The organism is Streptomyces yerevanensis, assembly GCF_000716805.1.
Lineage (GTDB): Bacteria > Actinomycetota > Actinomycetes > Streptomycetales > Streptomycetaceae > Streptomyces > Streptomyces flaveus.
The window spans coordinates 66,957-84,221 of the sequence record NZ_JNWJ01000019.1 but is presented as its reverse complement, the minus strand read 5'-3'; the positions used below and the strand labels follow the sequence as shown (position 1 = coordinate 84,221).

The following is a 17,265-nucleotide window of genomic DNA, read 5'->3' as shown; positions in this document are numbered from 1 at the left end:
TCAGGCTTACGCCGCATCGGGCTGCTCCGTGACCGACAACGCCGCCAGTGCCGCCGCCACCGCATGCGACGCGCTCAGGTCGAGCCGGGCGCTGGTGCCGCGGGCGCGGTGGCGGATCTCGTCGGCGGCGAGGGTGAGGAGTTGGGGCAGGAGGTCGGTGCAGCGGCGGGCCACCCACCCGGTGCCGGCGGTGGCCAGCCACCACAGGCTCGCCGAGCGTGTGGGCGCGGGAAAATCGGGCTTCGAAGAAGGCGCACGCCCCGTCGCGATGCTCGCCTCCGCGAGCAGTGCATGGAAGCGTACGGCGAGTTGCCGGTGCCCCCGCTCGCCCGGATGCAGCCGGTCCGCGCTCCACATGGCGCGGTCCATGAGCCACGCCCCTTCCGCGGCGTGCAGATGGACAGCGCCGTACCGCTCGGAGAGCGCGTGCACGACCGTGTTCACGGCCCGCTGACGCCGTGCGAGCGGCCGGGCCAGCGCCCCGGGCAGCCCCAGCATCGCGCCGGGGTCGGGCAGACAGGCGGTGAGCAGCACCGCCCCCTGCCGGGTGAACGCCGCGTACACCTCGTCGAGCCGCGCGGCCACCGCGTGGATGTCGAAGCTGCACCTCAGGGTGTCGTTGACCCCGATGACGACCGAGGCGACGTCCGGCCCTGCGGCCAGCGCGGCAGGGGTCTGGTGCTCCAGGACGTCACGCGTCTGGGCGCCGCTGACCGCGAAGTTGACGAACTGCGCGGGAGCGTCGGCGGGGGCGAGCCCGTCGGCGAGCAGCGCGGCCCAGCCGCGCCACCCTTCACCGACGGGATCACCCACTCCTTCCGTGAGGGAGTCCCCGAGCGCCACGAACCGCAGGGGTCTCATGCCACGCCCTCCCGAGCCCTTCGCGCGGAGGAGGCGCCCGCCTGTGACGACGGGCGGTCGACCCGTACGGCCGCGTCGTGCGCCGTGAGGAACGCCTCCACGGCGGCCGGCCAGCCGAAACAGGCGGCACGCGCGCGTGCCGCCTCCCGACGCTCGCTCTCGGGACGGTCCAGCAGCAGCCGTACCTTGTCCGCGAACGACTCTCCGTTGTCGGCGGCGGTGGCTCCGGCGGAGCCGATGACCTCCGGGAGTGCGGAGGAGGCGCTGGCGACGACGGGCGTACCGCAGGCCATCGCCTCCAGGGCCGCGAGCCCGAAGGTCTCGGCGGGCCCGGGGGCCAGGCATACGTCGGCAGAGGCCTGCAGACCGCCCAGGAGCGCGCGGTCGCCCACGTGCCCGAGGAAGGTGACCGGCAACCGCCGCTCGCGCGCCCGCTGTTCGAGCCGGGCCCGCAACGGCCCATCACCGGCGACGACGAGCACCGCGCGCTCCCCGCGGCGCAGCAGCGCCTCCAGGGCGTCAAGCGCGGTGCCGGGCCGCTTCTCGACGGACAGCCGGGAGCACATCACCAGCAGGGTCTCGTCCACGCGCGCGTGCCGGGCGCGCAGCCCCGGGTCCCGCAGCGAGGGGTGCCGGCCCTCCAGGTCGACGCCCAGCGGGGCGCGTACGACATTGCGGGCGCCGATGCGGACGAACTCGCGCTCCGCGAACTCCGTGGTGCACACCACACGTGAATAGTGGTGCGCGGTACGGATGTTGAGGGCGTCGGAGGCCCGCCGCGCCATGCCTTCGGACAGGCCCCAGGTGCGCAGGACGCCGTCGGCGGTCTCGTGGGAGACCATCACGGCGGGCACCCGGGCACGCCGCGCCCAGACGCCGGTCCAGCGCAGCGTCGTACGGTCGGAGACCTCGAGCCGGTCCGGCGCGAGCTCCTCCAGGAGGGCGGACACCCGCCGTTTGTCGGTGAGCACGCGGTAGCCGCCGGTCCCGGGCAGCAGCGGTCCGGGCATGGTGATCACCCGGCCCTGCTCGGTCTCGCGGTCCGAGGCGCGCTCGCCGGGCACGATCAGCACGGGCTCGTGCCCGGCCTCCCGGTAACCCGCGCCCAGTTCCCGCAGCGCGGTCCGCAGGCCGCCCGAGGCAGGGGCGACGAAGTTGGCCAACCGGACGATCCGCAGCGACTCGCTCATGCCGCAACCACCGCCCGTCCGGTGAGCACGTCGGCATAGTGCCCGATGAGCTGGTCGCCGACGGCCGCCCAGGTGCGGCCCTCGACGGTACGGCGCGCCTCGGCGCCGTACGCGGCCCGCAGCGCGGGATCGGCGGCGAGCACCGCCACGGCGTCGCGTACGGCGCCCTCGTCGCGCGGCGGCACGAGCAGTCCGGTGCGCCCGTGGGCCACCAGGTCGAGCGGCCCGCCCGCGGCAGGGGCGACCACAGGGATGCCGCTGGCCATCGCCTCCTGCACGGTCTGGCAGAAGGTCTCGAACGGTCCGGTGTGCACGAAGACGTCCAACGAGGCGAAGATCCGGGCGAGTTCGTCCCCGGTGCGACGGCCCAGGAACACGGCTCCGGGAAGTGCCCCGCTCAGACTGGCCTGGCTCGGGCCGTCGCCCACGACCACGACGCGTACGCCGTCCAGGCCGCAGACCCCGGCGAGGAGTTCGACCTGCTTCTCGGGGGCGAGCCTGCCGACGTAGCCGACGATCAGCTCGCCGTTCGGCGCGAGTTCACGGCGGAGTGCGTCGTCCCGGTGTTCCGGGCGGAACCGGACGGTGTCCACGCCACGCGGCCACAGTCGCACCCGGGGCACACCGTGCGCCTCCAGGTCCTGCAGAGCGGCGCTGGACGGGGCGAGCGTCCGGTCGGCGGCGGCGTGGACGGAGCGGATACGCCGCCAGGCGGTGGCCTCACCCGCGTGCACATAGGTACGGGCGTATCCCGCGAGGTCGGTCTGGTAAACGGCCACGGCGGGGATGCCGAGCCGGGTGGCGGCCGCCATGCCGCGGACGCCGAGGACGAAGGGGCTGGCCAGGTGGACGATGTCGGCGCGGTGTTCGGTGATCGCGGCGGCGACACGTCGGCTGGGGAGGGCGACACGGACCTGGGGGTAGCCGGGGAGCGGCAGGGAGGGGATTCGGACGACTGGGCACGGCGCGAGAGCGTCGGGCCCGTTGCCGGCGGCGGTGGCCGGGGCGACGACGAGGGGAACGTGACCGCGGTCGACGAGGTGTCGGGCGGTCTGGAGCGCGCAGTGGGCCACGCCGTTCACGTCGGGGGGAAAGGACTCGGTCACGATGACGACACGCATACCCGTGTTGTCGTCGTGCTGGACGTGGCCGCGTCAACGTGGATCTTTCCGGAGAGGGAACGTCCCATGAGCGTTGCGCTGCGTGCGCCCCCGGATCACGACCCGGTCACGCCCCGGCATCCAGGCTCGTACCAACGCGCTACGGGCGGGCGACAAACACGCTCACACGACGGTCGCATCCCGCCCACGCCGCGGACGTGTGTGATCTCACACCGTGGACACTCCAGCCTCACGCGGCAGTCGTGTCCGGGCCGATTCTGCTGCGGACCGCCGTCTGCACCTCCGCCTCCTCGGCCGGATCGGCGGCGAGCCTGCGGAGCTGGTCGACCACACGGGCGTCACCGGTCTCGGCGTGCCGGGCGGCGACTTCCCGGGTCGTCTCCTCGCAGTCCCAGAGGCACTCGACGGCGAACCCGGCGGGAAAGGACGGATCGGTGGCGGCCAGCGCGCGAGCCGTGCGCCCGCGCAGATGCGATGAGGCCGTCTCACGGTAGACGTGGCGCAGCACGGGGGCGGCACAGGCGATACCGAGCCGCCCGGCGCCGTCGACGAGGGTGTACAAGGTCGGCGCGTCGGGCCCGTCTCCCCGTACGGCCTCGCGCAGGGCGCCCAGCACCAGCTCGCCGTCCTGTACGCCGCCCAGACAGGCGAGCACGCGTCCCGCGGCCTGACCGAGCGCGTCGGGCCGGTGCGCCCACCGTCGCGCCCGCTCCACGGCGGCAACGCTGCGCATCCGCTCGAAGGCGTCCACGGCGGCGTCCACGACGAGTCGCGAGCCGGCGGCTTGAGCGGTCTCGATCAGGTCCAGTACGTCGGGATCGTGGCTGTCGGCGAGATAGCGCAGGGCCGTGCAGCGCGCGCCGTCGTCGCCGTGCCGGGCCGCGTCGATGATCTCGGGACGGTCCTCGGGCCCCGCGACGGCCGTGAGGCAGCGGGCAGCCGGGACATGGAGCGCGGCTCCGCGTTCGATGCCCTGCTGGGCCCACTCGAAGACGGCCCGCACGCTCCAGCCCGGACGGGGTCCGGAGGGTCGCATCTGCCGCTGCCAGCGGTCGAAGGAGCCGGCTTCCTGGGCGCCGCGCACGCGCGTGGCGATGGAGGAGCGGGGGTCCTCGGCCCACAGCCGCCAGGGCCGGGGTTCGAAGGCGTCGCGCACGGCGGCGGCGAGTTCGGCCTCGCCCTCGGGGTCTGCCGGGAAGCGGGCGAGGACCGGCGCGGCGAGTGCGCGCAGTCCGGCGTCGTCGTCGCGCAGTGCCAGCTCGTCCAGGGCCCAGGCCCAGTTGCTGCCGTGGGCGGCGTACCGCCTCAGCAGTGCGAGCGCGTCCCGCCTGCCGTACGAGGCGAGATGCCCGAGCACGGCGAGTGCGAGGCCCGTGCGTGACTCGTCCGTGTCGAGGATGTCCTCGGCGTCGAAGAGGTGAGCCTCGATCTCGTCGAGCTCGCCGTTCAGGTCGAGATAGAGACGGGCGTAGTACAGGGAGCGGTTCTCCACCTGCCAGTCGTGGCGGGGGTCGTGCAGCACACACGCGTTGAGCGCGGCGAGCGCCTCGGGGCGCGGTGCGGTGAGCGCGTGCAGCGTGCCGTCGCCGCGGCCCCTCTGGAGCAGGCCGAGCAGCGTACCGCTGGGCGCTATGACCGGATCGAACATGGGAAACAGCCTCACATCAAGCGTCGGCGCAACCGGAGATCGTGCTTTACCTGGTCGCGTGACAACACGTCGGGGCGCCCGTCGTCTCTTGCTTGTTGTAGACCATCTTCCTCTGCCTCTCGTCGGTGCCCGTAGGGGCCGCATCACGGCCCGCGCGGTGCGGCAACACCTGCCCAGCCATCGCGTCCGTGAATCACGACGTCATGATGACCCAGCGGTTCTCGCTACCGCGACCGCATTTCCGGCGGCTGGGTACCGCCTCCCCCAAAATCGCTGTTCCGCCTGGTCAGGACGGTCCATTCAGTGCGTTCCGAAGAGGTCGAGTAACTCGGCCTTGCCGAACATCCGGGCCGTGTCCACCGCGGACGGCGTGCCCGCTTCAGGGTCGGCACCGGCGTCCAGGAGGACCCGGACCACCGCGTCCTCGCCCTTGAAGACCGCTCCGGCGAGCGGCGTCTGGCCCCGGTCGTTGACGCGGTCGGCCTCGGCGCCGCGCTCCAGGAGGGCACGCACCGCGTCGGCGTGGCCGTGGTAGGCGGCGAGCATCACGAGCGAGTCGCCGCGGTCGTTGGTGAGGTTGGCCGGGACGCCCGCGTCGACATACGCGACGAGCGCCTCGGTCTCGCCCCGGCGCGCCAGATCGAAGATCCTGGTCGCCAGTTCCACGACCTCGGGGTCGGGGGCTTCACTCATCGGCCGGACCACCTCTCGCTGCGGGAACTCGGGGACTTCGGGTCCGTACGACCGCGAGGGTGCGGCCGTACGAGTGATTCGCCAGCGTACTGGCTCGAGCGGCCACATGACCGGGCCCCACCGAGGCAAAGATCACCTCGAAGTCGGCAGACGGCCGCTGAGGTCCGGGTGGCCGGTGAGCCAGGGACCGGTAGGGCGAAACGAGGGGAAATTCACCCAGTTGCGCCTTTTATCGCACAGATACATGCTGTGAGTCTGAAACTACTCATGGTGACTGTCCCCATCGACCAGGAGAACCCTCATGATCCTGTCCATCTCAGCTGTCGTCCTGCTCGGCATCATCGTCTTCATCCTCTACCGCAAGGACGGCCTCAAGGCCTCGCACCTGCTGGTGTGCGCGCTCTTCGGGTTCTATCTGGCGAGCACGGCCATCGCCTCGAGCATCAGGGACGGCGGCGAGAGCCTGGCCAGCTTCCTCAGCGACATCGAGTTCTGACGCCCCTCCCCTCCGCGCGCACCGTCAGGAGACAGCAGTGGCCCGGCGCCCCCTCCCCCGCATTCTGAGCAACGGCAGCGACCGGATCGTCCGCGGCCGGAAGCTGGCCCGGTCGGCCGCCGACAGTGCCACCGACGTTCTCCATCCGCTGATCACGATCACCCGTGGACTGCGCCGGCTGGCGGCGGCAGGGCGGCTCAGATGGGCCGGCACCCCCAGGGACCGGCGCGGGCCACTGCTGTTCCTGCTGACCTCGATCGTGCTGGTCGTCGCTCTCCTGCCCTTCGGGCCACTGCTCGCCGCCCTCACCCTCATGGCGGCTGCCGCCTGGCACGGCCGGGACCGCACCCCGTCCCGGCCGACGGGCCCCGACGAGGCGCAGACCAAGCGCCTGGAGTCGCTCTACGAGGCGCTCGTCCCATACTTCTCGGTCCCCGAGGACCCCGCTCCCCTGTTCACACACGGCGGGCAGTGGGCGAAGGCCTTCGTCTCGTACGCGTTCGACGGCACCGGCCGCATCTCACAGCTGACGATCCGCTACCCGGCGTACTTCACGGACGGCGAGGCGGCCTCCCGCGCACGTATCGAGCAGTTGCTGCACACGAAGTCGGGCCGTGGCCGGGAGTACCGCTTCGAGTGGGACGAGGAGGGCAATCAGCTCACCGTCACGGCCCTGCCACCGCTCCCCGTCGACATCGCCGCCCAGCGCTTCGTCACGGCTCCGGGCGAGACGGTGCTCGGCTTCACCGACCCGGCGGGCGTCCAGCGCACGCTCCCTGTCATCGCCGGTGGGGAACGGCGCGACGTTCCGCCGGTCGTCTGGCGCACCGGCGTGCGCTCGACCGAGCCGCACCTTCTCGCGGTCGGCGGTCCCGGGAGCGGCACGACCACCCTTCTGAGGTCGATCGCACTGCAGGTCCTCCAGCACGGTGACGTGCTGATCGTCGAGGGCGGCGGCACGGGCGAGTTCGCGTGCCTCACGGGCCGCGCCGGCGTACTGGCCGTCGAGTGCGATCTGACCGGGGCCCTGGCCGGTCTGGAGTGGGCGGCGCACGAGACGGAGCGACGCCTCATCGCCATGAACCGGGCCCGTCAGGCGGGCCAGTCCCCGCCGGACGACACGCTGCGTCCGCTCTGGCTCCTCCTGGACCGCCCGACGGTGCTCGGGCAGCTGGCGGCGGCCGAGGGGCGCCGCGACCCGCAGTCCCTCCTCCAGGTGCCGTTGCGGCACGGACGCACGGCCGGTGTGACGGTGGCGGTGGCCGAGCAGTTCGACGGCATGGAGTCCCTCATCGACCCGGTACGTCAGCACACGCGCGCGCGTGTCGTGCTCGGCCCGGCTTCTGCCGCGCAGCTCGAAGCGGCGCTCGGGACGCGTCCGCCCACCACCCCGACCCCGAACGTGCCCGCCGGCCGCGGCTACGCCCGGCTGGGCATGGGTCCGATGCACCGCCTCCAGGTTCCGGCGACCCCGGACCCGTACGACGAGGCAACGAGCGAGGCCCACCGCCAGGCGGTCCTGAGCCTCCTGCCGGAGCGCACCGCTCCGGCGGACCCGGAGCCCGCCGACGCCCCGGCGGAAGACCGAACGGTCCTCACGAAGGGCACGAAGGTCGTGGCGGAAGGCTGACGGGTTGCGGGAGGTCTGGAGGTCCGAACGCGGCGTCACGCCACGAAGGTGCGCGGTGTCTCCGTCGCCCCGTTCGCTCCCGTCTCCACCAGACGGGCCGCCGCGGCCAGACGCGCCGCGGCCTCCTCGGCCACCGCGCCGCCGACGGTGAACGGCAGCCGGACATAGCCCTCGAAGGCCCCGTCCACTCCGAAGCGTGGCCCTGACGGCACCCGTACGCCCACCCGCTCGCCGACCTCGGCCAGCCGCGAGCCCGACAGCCCTCCGGTACGCACCCACAGCGTGAGCCCGCCGTGCGGCACCTCGAACTCCCAGCGGGGCAGCTCACGGCGTACGGCGGCCACGAGCGCGTCGCGGTTCTCGCGGGCCTGGTCCCGCCGGATGTCCACTGCCTGTTCCCAACCTCCGGTGCTGAGCAGCCAGTTCACGGCCAGCTGTTCCAGGACGGGGGTGCCCAGATCGGCGTACGCGCGTGCCGCGACCAGGCTGCGGATCACATCGGGCGCCGCCCGCACCCAGCCGATCCGCATGCCCGCCCAGAACGCCTTGCTGGCCGAGCCCACTGTGATCACCGTCGACCCGGCCGGGTCGAAACCGCAGACGGGGCGCGGCAGTTCGAGCCCTTCGTCCAGATGCAGCTCGCTCATGGTCTCGTCCACGACCAGCACGGTGCCGGCGGACCGCGCCGCGTCGACGAGCCGCCGTCGCTGGTCCTCGTCGGCGAGCGCGCCGGTCGGGTTGTGGAAGTCCGCGACGACGTACGCGAGACGGGGCGCCGCGTCGCGCAGCACCTGCCGCCAGCGGTCCATGTCCCAACCCGCGAGCCCCTCGGCCATGGCGACGGGCACCAGACGGGCTCCCGCCTCGCGCATCAACTGGAGGATGTTGGCGTAGCTGGGCGACTCGACGGCGATGCGCTCACCGCGCCCGGCGAAGAGGTGGCAGATGGCGTCGATGGCTCCCATGGCGCCGGTGGTCACCATGATCTGCTCGGGCATCGTGGGAATGCCGCGCGCGGTGTAGCGCTCGGCAATCGTCGTACGCAGCGCGGGCAGCCCCGCCGGATAGTCGCCGTGGGTGTGGGCGTACGGCGGCAGCTCCTCCAGGGCGCCCTGTACGGCACGGGTGAGCCAGGGCTCGGGCGCGGGCAGGGCCGCGCAGCCGAGGTCGATCATGGAGCCGAGCGCATCGGGCGGCAGCGGTTCGAGACCGCGCGCGGGCAGCGGATTGCCGGCCGGCACGGCGGTCCAACTCCCCGCTCCCCGACGGGACTCCAGGAACCCCTCACTGCGCAGCGACTCATAGGCGGCGGCCACGGTGGTGCGGCTGACGGACAAGGAGAGGGCCAGTTCCCGTTCGGCGGGCAGTCGCGCGGCCACGGGGACGCGCCCTTCGAGCACGAGCAGCCGGATGCCGTCGGCGAGGGCGCGATAGGCGGGCGGGCGTCGCGTACCGGGACCGGCAGGGCGCTCCTGCTGAGAGTTGAGCAGCCGGGCCAGCTGCGCGGCACCGATCGCAGAAGTCCACTGAGCCATGATTTCCAGTCCACCTTCCCCGAATTGGCCATGGATGGCAGGTCCTGCCAAGCCACAGGGTGTCATGCATCAGGCCACTACCACCATCTCAGGGGGCACGTCTTGTCCACACAGGGGCATCTCCTACGGCGGCTGTCGCAGCTCTACGGCGGTCTCACGCTGTACGGCGCGAGCTCGGCACTCCTCGTCAGATCGGGCCTGGGGCTGGAGCCGTGGAACGTGCTGCACGAAGGGCTCGCCGAGCGGACGGGGCTGTCGATCGGTGTGGTGCTGACACTCGTGGGTGCCTCGGTGCTGCTGCTGTGGATCCCGCTGCGTCAGCGGCCCGGGCTCGGAACGATCTCCAACGTCCTGGTGATCGGTGTCGCGCTGGACGCGACACTGGCCCTCGTACCGGACGCCCGCACCCTGGCGGTCCGCGTCCCGCTGCTGGTCGCGGGGATCGTCCTGCACGGCGTGGCGACGGGCATGTACATCGCGGCGCGCTTCGGGGCCGGCCCCCGCGACGGCCTGATGACGGGGCTGCACCAGCGCACGGGAGTCTCGATCCGCCTGGTGCGCACGGCCATCGAGATCACGGTCGTGGCGACCGGGTTCGCACTCGGCGGCACCGTCGGCATCGGCACGGTCCTGTACGCGCTGTCGATCGGCCCGCTCGCCCAGCTGTTCCTGCGGGTGTTCGCCGTTCCCTCGGAGGACGGCAGCACCGTCGTTGCCGGGGGTCAACCGAAGCGGGCGATACTGCGCCGGTGACCACACGGATACGCCATCCCTATCTCGACCATCCCGGCCCGATCGCCTTCGCCCACCGGGGCGGGGCGGCGGACGGACTGGAGAACACCGTGGCGCAGTTCCGGCGCGCGGTCGAGGCGGGCTATCGGTACATCGAGACCGATGTGCACGCCACTGCCGACGGCCGGCTCGTCGCCTTCCACGACGCGACGCTGGACCGGGTGACCGACGGGGCGGGCCGGATAGCGGACCTCCCCTGGGACGACGTACGGCACGCGCGCGTGGCCGGTGGCGAACCGGTGCCCCTCTTCGAGGAGCTCCTGGAGACGTTCCCCGACGTCCGCTGGAACGTCGACATCAAGACGGAGCCCGCCCTGCACCCGCTGCTCGATCTGATCGGCCGCACCAACTCCTGGGACCGCGTCTGCGTCGGCTCCTTCTCCGAGGCGCGCGTGTCCCGCGCCCAGCACCTGGCCGGGGCGCGCCTGGCGACCTCGTACGGCACCCGGGGTGTCCTGGGGCTGCGCCTGCAGTCATGGGGCGTCCCCGCGGCGTTGCGCCGCTCGGCGGTCTGCGCGCAGGTGCCCGAGTCCCAGTCGGGTGTCCCGGTGGTCGACCACCGCTTCGTACGCGCCGCCCACGCGCGCGGGCTGCATGTCCACGTGTGGACCGTCAACGAGCCCGAGCGGATGCACCGTCTTCTGGATCTCGGAGTCGATGGCATCATGACCGATCACATCGAGACGCTGCGCGGGGTCCTCAAGGACCGCGGCACCTGGGTCTGAGCGGCCCGGCGCCCCGCGCGGCGTTCCGCGTACGGGGACTGCGACGGGGAAGCGAGGGCACGGATGGACACCGACACCGTGCGGACGGAGGCGGCCGACGACGCGGCCGGACGGCGCCGCGAACAACACGGCTGGTACGTCTACGACTGGGCCTGCTCCGTCTATTCGACGAGTGTCCTGACGGTGTTCCTCGGGCCCTACCTGACGTCGGTCGCCGAGTCGGCGGCGGACGCGGACGGCTTCGTGCACCCCCTGGGGATCCCGGTCCGCGCGGGTTCCTTCTTCGCGTACTCCGTGTCCGCGTCCGTGATCCTGTCGATCTTCGTGATGCCCCTGGCGGGAGCGGCGGCCGACCGTACCGGGCGCAAGAAGCCGCTGCTCGCGACCGCCGCCTATGTGGGCGCCGCGGCCACCACCGGGATGTTCTTCCTGGACGGCGACCGCTATCTGCTGGGCGGCTTCCTGCTGATCGTGGCCAATGCCTCGCTGGCCGTCTCGATGGTGCTCTACAACTCCTATCTGCCGCAGATCGCCCCGCCCGAGGAGCGTGACGCCGTCTCGTCCAGGGGCTGGGCCTTCGGTTACGCGGCGGGCGCGCTGGTTCTGGTGGCGAACCTGGTGCTGTTCACGGCCCATGACAGCTTCGGCCTCTCGGAGGCGATGGCCGTACGCATCTGTCTGGCTTCCGCGGGCATCTGGTGGGGCGCCTTCACGCTCGTACCGCTCAAGCGGCTGCGCGATCGCCGTACGACGCCCCGGGAAGGGACGTCCGTGCAAGGCTGGCGTCAACTGGCCGCCACCGTGCGGGACATGCGGCGCAAACCCCGGACGCTCGCCTTCCTGCTGGCCTATCTCGTCTACAACGACGGCATCCAGACGGTCATCTCACAGGCCTCCGTGTACGGCTCCGAAGAGCTGGACCTCGGCCAGTCGACCCTGATCGTCGCGGTGCTGCTCGTCCAGCTGCTGGCCGTGGCCGGGGCGCTCGGCATGGGGCGGCTCGCGCGCGTGTACGGCGCGAAGCGCACGATTCTCGGCTCACTGGTGGCGTGGACGGTGACGATCGGGGCGGGTTACTTCCTGCCCGCGGGCTCACCCGTGTGGTTCTTCGTGCTCGCCGCCGGGATCGGCCTCGTGCTCGGCGGGAGCCAGGCGCTGTCCCGCTCGCTGTTCTCGCATCTGGTGCCGCGGGGCAAGGAGGCCGAGTACTTCTCGGCGTACGAGATGAGCGACCGCGGCATGAGCTGGCTGGGCCCGCTTCTGTTCGGTCTGACCTACCAGCTGACCGGAAGTTACCGGGACGCGATCATCTCGCTCGTGGCCTTCTTCGTCATCGGATTCGTGCTGCTCGCGCGGGTTTCGGTGCGGCAGGCGGTGCGGGATGCGGGCAACCCGGTTCCGGACCGGATCTAGCACCGATTTAGCACCTGGGGCCAAAGGCCGGTAGTGTACGCGTTTGGCCTGCCAGGCGTACCGTTACTGCGCGTCAAAGAAGTCGAAACGTTGGGTGACATCTGCTCTCAGATGTGACAAACCGGGCGCTGGTGGGTACAACAAGGGGCGGCTACGACGGCGACGCATGACCCGCAACGGGAATCTTTACCGCCGACCGGACGTTGACCGGATGACGACGACAGCGACACCTGTCCTGTGGGCGACAAGCCCGGGAGGCACGATTCATGAGTGAGCGAGCTCTTCGCGGCACGCGCCTCGTGGTGACCAGCTACGAGACTGACCGCGGCATCGACCTGGCCCCACGCCAGGCCGTGGAGTACGCATGCGAGAAGGGCCATCGTTTTGAGATGCCCTTCTCGGTGGAGGCGGAGATCCCGCCGGAGTGGGAGTGCAAGGTCTGCGGGGCCCAGGCACTCCTCGTGGACGGCGATGGCCCCGAAGAGAAGAAGGCCAAGCCCGCGCGCACGCATTGGGACATGCTGATGGAGCGGCGCACGCGCGAGGAACTCGAAGAGGTCCTCGCGGAGCGCCTGGCCGTTCTCCGATCCGGCGCCATGAACATCGCGGTACATCCGCGGGACAGCCGCAAGTCCGCGTAGCCCCTCCGGGGGTTGGGCGGCATAGAGAGCGCACCCGGGACCGCGGGTGCCGTACCTAGGTGTACGGCACCCGCGGTTCTGTTGTGTTTTGAGTGCCGCTGAGTAGTGGTCGCTGTCCTGGGGGCTGCGCCCCCAGACCCCCATCACCCTGGCGGGCTCGTCCTCAAACGCCGGACGGGCTGATTTGCGCTGGCCCGTGTCTTCGACTGCGGGTTGTCGCGCCCACGCGGCGGAGCCGCATATCGACACAGTCCCGCGCCCCTCAACGGGGCGCCGGACTCAGCTGGTCAGCGGCGGACGCGGCCCGGGCTCCCCCTCAGGTCCCCGGCGCTCGTCGTCGTGGATGACCTCGCCCGGTACGACCTTGCCGTCGGGGCGATGCATGCGGGCCTGTTGAAAGGCGTCGCCCAGGGTGCCGGGAGTGGCCTCGCGCATCTTGCGTTCGAAGGTGCGCTCCGCGTAGCGGCTCAGGGACTTCTGGACCGGCGGGATCAGCAGGACCAGGCCGAACGCGTCGGAGATCAGGCCCGGCAGCATCAGAAGCAGGCCGCCCAGCATCATCAGGCCATTGCCTTCGCTGCCCCGCTCACCCTGCGGCAGCACCCCGCTCTGCTGCTGTTGCAGCGCCTCGCTCAGGGCCCGGAAAGCTCGGCGCCCGGCCCGCTTGATGACCACGGAACCCAGCACGAACCCGGCCACGAGCAGCAGAAAGACGGCCCAGCCACCCGCCGCGCCCGCCACCACGGTCAGCAGCCAGATCTCCAGGACCAGCCATGCGGCGATGCCGAGCGGCAGGAACGTACGCAGCCGGGACCGCCGCGGTCGCGCGGGGTACGTCGGGGTCGGAGCGCCAGTCGTCATAGGTCCAGTGTGCCTGGGCCAGGCTCAGTACGGGATAAGGGGGCGATCAATTCTGCCCAAGACCCCACGGATCAAGGCGACTTACGCCCCAGGATCCGCCCCGCCCGCTCCCCCACACCCCACGTCGTGACCCGCCACAGCGCCTCCACGAGGATGTCGCGGCTCATCTTGGAGTCTCCGAGCTCGCGCTCGACGAACGTGATGGGTACCTCGACGACGTGGTAGCCGGCCTTGACGGCGCGGCGTGCCAGGTCGACCTGGAAGCAGTAGCCCTGGGAGGCGACGTCGTCGAGGCCGAGACCTTCGAGGGTCTTCCGGCGGAACGCGCGGTAGCCGCCGGTGACATCGCGGATCGGTACGTCGAGCAGGACGCGGGAGTACAGGCTGCCGCCGCGCGAGATGAACTCCCTGGACCTGGGCCAGTTCACGACCCGCCCGCCGGGTACCCACCTGGAGCCGAGGACCAGGTCGGCGCCCTTGAGTGCGGTGAGCAGCCGGGGCAGTTCCTCGGGCCGGTGCGAACCGTCGGCGTCCATCTCGACCAGTACGCCGTAATCGTGCTCGATCCCCCACCGGAAGCCCGCGAGGTAGGCGGCGCCGAGGCCCTCCTTGCCCTTGCGGTGCAGCACATGGACATGGTCGTCCTCGGCGGACAGCTCGTCGGCGTGTTTGCCGGTGCCGTCGGGACTGTTGTCGTCGGCGACCAGGACGTGCGCCTCGGGCACCGCGGCCCGCACCCGGCGGACGATCGCCCTGATGTTCTCCACCTCGTTGTAGGTGGGGATGATCACCAAGGTGGTGCCGAGCGGACCGAACTGTCGCCCACCGCCGTCGTTCACAGCTTCCCCTTAAGACATCCGTGCGAGAGGGGCTCCACCATAGCGAGCGTCCGCTACGGCGCAGACAGGTACGGCGGCCCGGGAGACCTGAGAAGGGGAAGATACAGCGGATCGGGACCCGGCGCCCTTCGGGCCGACCTGGGACCCGCTGGCTGCGGATCGACCTAGAGCCGTTGTCTACTGAGCGCCGGGCCCCACCCGGGTCACACCTGCCGACCGGCGGAACGTTCCCCCGCCCCCGTGGCGCGAGCGCTGGGCCTGGCTCCCAGTTGTGGTGCGCCGGTGCGGCACACCACCCCTGACACAGCGGCGCTTCGAGGGCTGCTCGGAACCTCCGCGGTCGGACGTCCGGTGGTGGACCCGGCCGAACCTACCGGCCACCCGCCGCTTGCTGTCAACAGCCGTTCGAGCTGCGGACTTTCACTCAACCGCCTGGTCAGCGCGGAGGATACGCAGGTGGCGGGACAGAGTGCCTGGTGGAGACCGGTGCCGGGCCGCCCCGGCACATCACCCCTCCGGCCGTACAAACACGGTGCGCCCGCCCACGACGGTCCGCAGACAGACGGGAAGGGGTGTCCCGGGCGTCAGGTCGGGCAGTCCGGGGGTGCCGGAGCGGGGGTCGGTCGACCAGCGGGCGACCCGGTCGTCCGGGGCCTGGACGACCAGTTCATCGGCGCGCCACACAGCGTAGTCGGCGGGTGCGCCCGGCGCCAGGACACCCGCCTCGTCCCGGCCGATCGCCCGCCAGCCGCCCCGCGTATGGGCCGTGAAGGCGGCGCGTACGGAGATCCGGTGTTCCGGTGTGCGGTGGAAGGCCGCGGCACGGACGGTGCCCCACGGGTCGAGCGGGGTGACGGGACTGTCGGAGCCGAAGGCAAGCGGTACGCCGGTACGCAGCAGGGCCGCGAACGGGTTGAGCGTACGGGCCCGTTCGGCGCCCAGGCGCTCGGCGTACATGCCGTCCTCGCCGCCCCACAGCGCGTCGAAGGCGGGCTGGACGGAGGCGGTGAGGCCGAGTTCGGCGAAGCCGGCGATGGTCTCGGGGGTGAGCATCTCGGCGTGCTCGACGCGGTGCCGGGCCGCCCGGACACGGGCCAGGCCGATCTTCTCGGCGGCGGCGCGCGTTCCCTCGACCACCGCGGTGACGGCGGCGTCCCCGATGGCGTGGAAGCCTGCCTGCAGTCCCGCTTCCGTACAGGCCACCACATGGGCGGCGACGTCGGAGGCGCCCAGGTAGGAGGTGCCGGTGTGGCCGGCGTCCGCATACGGCCGGTGCAGGCAGGCCGTGTGCGAGCCGAGCGCGCCGTCGACGAAGAGGTCGCCCGCGGCGCCGATCGCGCCCAGGAAGCGGGCCTTCGTGACGTCCTGCTCGGCCCAGTAACCGACGACCCTCGGTCCTGCCTCCTCCGCGGCGAGCCGCAGCAGCCCGGTGAAGTCGTCCTCGGAGGAGATCTCGGGGCCCGCGCACTCGTGGACGGAGCCGATGCCGAGCGAGGCGGCGTGCGCCAGCGCGGCACGCTGGGCCTCGGTGCGCTGGGCCGGGGTGACGGCTCCCAGAGCCGCGGCGCGGACGACGTGGTGGGCGTCCCGGGTGAGCGGTTGCCCGGCCTCGAAGCCCGCCTTCTCCCGCACCCCTGGCGCCAGATCCAGCAGGGCCGTGGTCGCGACGGCGGAGTGCACGTCGATCCGGCTGAGGTAGAGCGGGCGACCGCCGGTGACCTCATCGAGTTCTTCCCGCCGGGGCGGGCGCCGCTCGGGCCAGCGGGCGGCGTCCCAGCCGTGACCGAGGAGGACCCGGTCGCCGGGGCGGGCCGCGGCGAAGTCCCGTACGAGATCGAGGGCCGCCGCCAGGGAGGGCGCGTCGGACAGATCGAGGCCGGTGAGGGCGAGCCCGGTGGCCGTACTGTGCACATGGGCGTCGGTGAACGCCGGGGTGACCAGGGCGCCTTCGAGGTCCACCACCTCGCCGACCCCGTCCGCGAACGCGTCGGCCGCGCCCTCGGAGCCGACCCAGGCGACCTGCCCGCGTTCCACGACCATCGCGGTGGCGAACGGGTCGGCGGGGCTGTGGACTTCCCCGCCGCGCAGCAGCACGGTACGTGGGGTGGCGGTGCTCTCACTCATGGAGAACAGTTTCGCCCCTCGACGCCCGCACCCCTCTTCCGGGGCTCCTCCGGGGGTTCAGATCTTGGGTGGCCGTGCCTCGTACGGCGTCGACAGGACGACCGTCGTACGCGTCGACACGCCGGCCAGCGAGCGGAGGCGCGCGAGCAGTTCCTCCAGCTCGTGGGGGGTCGAGACGCGGACCTTGAGGATGTAGTTCTCGTCTCCCGCGACGCTGTGGCAGGCCTCGATCTCGGGGACGCCGGACAGTCGTTCCGCGATGTCGTCCGGGGCGCTGGGGTCGAACGGTTTCACCGAGATGAAGGCCGTCAGCGGCAGCCCGACGGCCTCCGGGTCGACGACCGCCGCATAGCCGCGGATCACGCCGCGCTGCTCAAGCCGGCGCACCCGCTGGTGCACGGCCGACGTGGACAGTCCGGTGGCCTTGCCCAGGTCGGTGTAGCTCATCCGCCCGTCCTCGACGAGCAGCTGCACGATCTGTCGGTCGAGCTCCTCCATGGCAGGAACCTACAGGGCCCTTGATCCTCGCCGGTACCTCAGCGGCGCAGGTCATACCCGGTTTGTGATCTGATGGGGGCGACCCGGCGAGCCACGTGGGGACAAATGCACCGCGTCCGGCACCTGCGGGCGGCATGTGACGAACGCCACAGTGTGACTACAGGTTCCGTGATGTCCTCGTGATTACCGCCGAGACGG

Annotated in this window: 16 protein-coding genes; 6 read left to right on the top strand and 10 right to left on the bottom strand. The window is 71.8% G+C overall.

Features of this window, described 5'->3' with window-relative positions; all coding sequences use genetic code 11:
* Positions 1-6: 6 nt before the first annotated feature.
* The 5 genes from OP79_RS21120 to OP79_RS21100 all read right to left on the bottom strand — a co-directional run bounded on the left by OP79_RS21120 (position 7) and on the right by OP79_RS21100 (position 5,513).
* On the bottom strand, positions 7-861 hold the full coding sequence (locus OP79_RS21120) for an SGNH/GDSL hydrolase family protein (protein WP_033321853.1): 855 nt from the start codon (positions 859-861) through the stop codon (positions 7-9).
* Positions 858-2,051, bottom strand: coding sequence for a glycosyltransferase (locus tag OP79_RS21115; RefSeq protein ID WP_033321852.1), 1,194 nt, complete (start codon positions 2,049-2,051; stop codon positions 858-860). Before OP79_RS21115 ends, OP79_RS21120 begins: the two co-directional genes overlap by 4 nt.
* Positions 2,048-3,172 carry a glycosyltransferase family 4 protein gene (locus tag OP79_RS21110; RefSeq protein ID WP_033321851.1) on the bottom strand — a complete coding sequence of 375 codons (1,125 nt, stop codon included), beginning with the start codon at positions 3,170-3,172 and terminating at the stop codon, positions 2,048-2,050. The genes OP79_RS21115 and OP79_RS21110 overlap by 4 nt, the downstream gene beginning before the upstream one ends.
* 229 nt (positions 3,173-3,401) lie before the next feature.
* On the bottom strand, positions 3,402-4,820 hold the full coding sequence (locus tag OP79_RS21105; RefSeq protein WP_033321850.1) for a hypothetical protein: 1,419 nt from the start codon (positions 4,818-4,820) through the stop codon (positions 3,402-3,404).
* A 300-nt stretch (positions 4,821-5,120) separates the two neighbouring features.
* Positions 5,121-5,513, bottom strand: coding sequence for an ankyrin repeat domain-containing protein (locus OP79_RS21100; protein ID WP_033321849.1), 393 nt, complete (start codon positions 5,511-5,513; stop codon positions 5,121-5,123).
* A 301-nt stretch (positions 5,514-5,814) separates the two neighbouring features.
* Here OP79_RS21100 and OP79_RS21095 point away from each other — a divergent pair, with 301 nt between their 5' ends.
* Together OP79_RS21095 and OP79_RS21090 are read left to right on the top strand one after the other, a co-directional pair.
* Positions 5,815-6,009, top strand: a complete 195-nt coding sequence (locus tag OP79_RS21095) for a hypothetical protein (RefSeq protein ID WP_033321848.1) — start codon at positions 5,815-5,817, stop codon at positions 6,007-6,009.
* A 37-nt stretch (positions 6,010-6,046) separates the two neighbouring features.
* A complete protein-coding gene (locus tag OP79_RS21090; RefSeq protein WP_033321847.1) occupies positions 6,047-7,639 on the top strand; it encodes a P-loop NTPase family protein in 1,593 nt (530 codons plus the stop codon).
* A 35-nt stretch (positions 7,640-7,674) separates the two neighbouring features.
* Here OP79_RS21090 and OP79_RS21085 read toward each other — a convergent pair whose 3' ends face one another.
* A complete protein-coding gene (locus OP79_RS21085; RefSeq protein WP_033321846.1) occupies positions 7,675-9,174 on the bottom strand; it encodes an SCO1417 family PLP biosynthesis transcription factor in 1,500 nt (499 codons plus the stop codon).
* Between the two features lie 102 nt (positions 9,175-9,276).
* On the opposite strand from OP79_RS21085, the gene yczE reads away from it, so the two are divergent.
* The 4 genes from yczE to OP79_RS21065 all read left to right on the top strand — a co-directional run bounded on the left by yczE (position 9,277) and on the right by OP79_RS21065 (position 12,745).
* Positions 9,277-9,927, top strand: a complete 651-nt coding sequence (gene yczE, locus OP79_RS21080) for a membrane protein YczE (RefSeq protein WP_033321845.1) — start codon at positions 9,277-9,279, stop codon at positions 9,925-9,927.
* Positions 9,924-10,691, top strand: coding sequence for a glycerophosphodiester phosphodiesterase family protein (locus tag OP79_RS21075; protein ID WP_033321844.1), 768 nt, complete (start codon positions 9,924-9,926; stop codon positions 10,689-10,691). Before yczE ends, OP79_RS21075 begins: the two co-directional genes overlap by 4 nt.
* 63 nt (positions 10,692-10,754) lie before the next feature.
* Positions 10,755-12,104, top strand: coding sequence for an MFS transporter (locus tag OP79_RS21070; protein ID WP_033321843.1), 1,350 nt, complete (start codon positions 10,755-10,757; stop codon positions 12,102-12,104).
* Between the two features lie 266 nt (positions 12,105-12,370).
* Positions 12,371-12,745 carry an RNA polymerase-binding protein RbpA gene (locus OP79_RS21065; protein ID WP_030677841.1) on the top strand — a complete coding sequence of 125 codons (375 nt, stop codon included), beginning with the start codon at positions 12,371-12,373 and terminating at the stop codon, positions 12,743-12,745.
* A 279-nt stretch (positions 12,746-13,024) separates the two neighbouring features.
* Here OP79_RS21065 and fxsA read toward each other — a convergent pair whose 3' ends face one another.
* The 4 genes from fxsA to OP79_RS21045 form a co-directional block, all read right to left on the bottom strand.
* A complete protein-coding gene (fxsA, locus tag OP79_RS21060) occupies positions 13,025-13,606 on the bottom strand; it encodes an FxsA family membrane protein (protein WP_033321842.1) in 582 nt (193 codons plus the stop codon).
* Between the two features lie 71 nt (positions 13,607-13,677).
* Positions 13,678-14,445, bottom strand: coding sequence for a polyprenol monophosphomannose synthase (locus tag OP79_RS21055; RefSeq protein WP_033321841.1), 768 nt, complete (start codon positions 14,443-14,445; stop codon positions 13,678-13,680).
* Between the two features lie 507 nt (positions 14,446-14,952).
* A complete protein-coding gene (locus OP79_RS21050) occupies positions 14,953-16,569 on the bottom strand; it encodes an amidohydrolase (protein ID WP_033321840.1) in 1,617 nt (538 codons plus the stop codon).
* Between the two features lie 57 nt (positions 16,570-16,626).
* Positions 16,627-17,067, bottom strand: coding sequence for an Lrp/AsnC family transcriptional regulator (locus tag OP79_RS21045; protein ID WP_033321839.1), 441 nt, complete (start codon positions 17,065-17,067; stop codon positions 16,627-16,629).
* Positions 17,068-17,265: the final 198 nt, after the last annotated feature.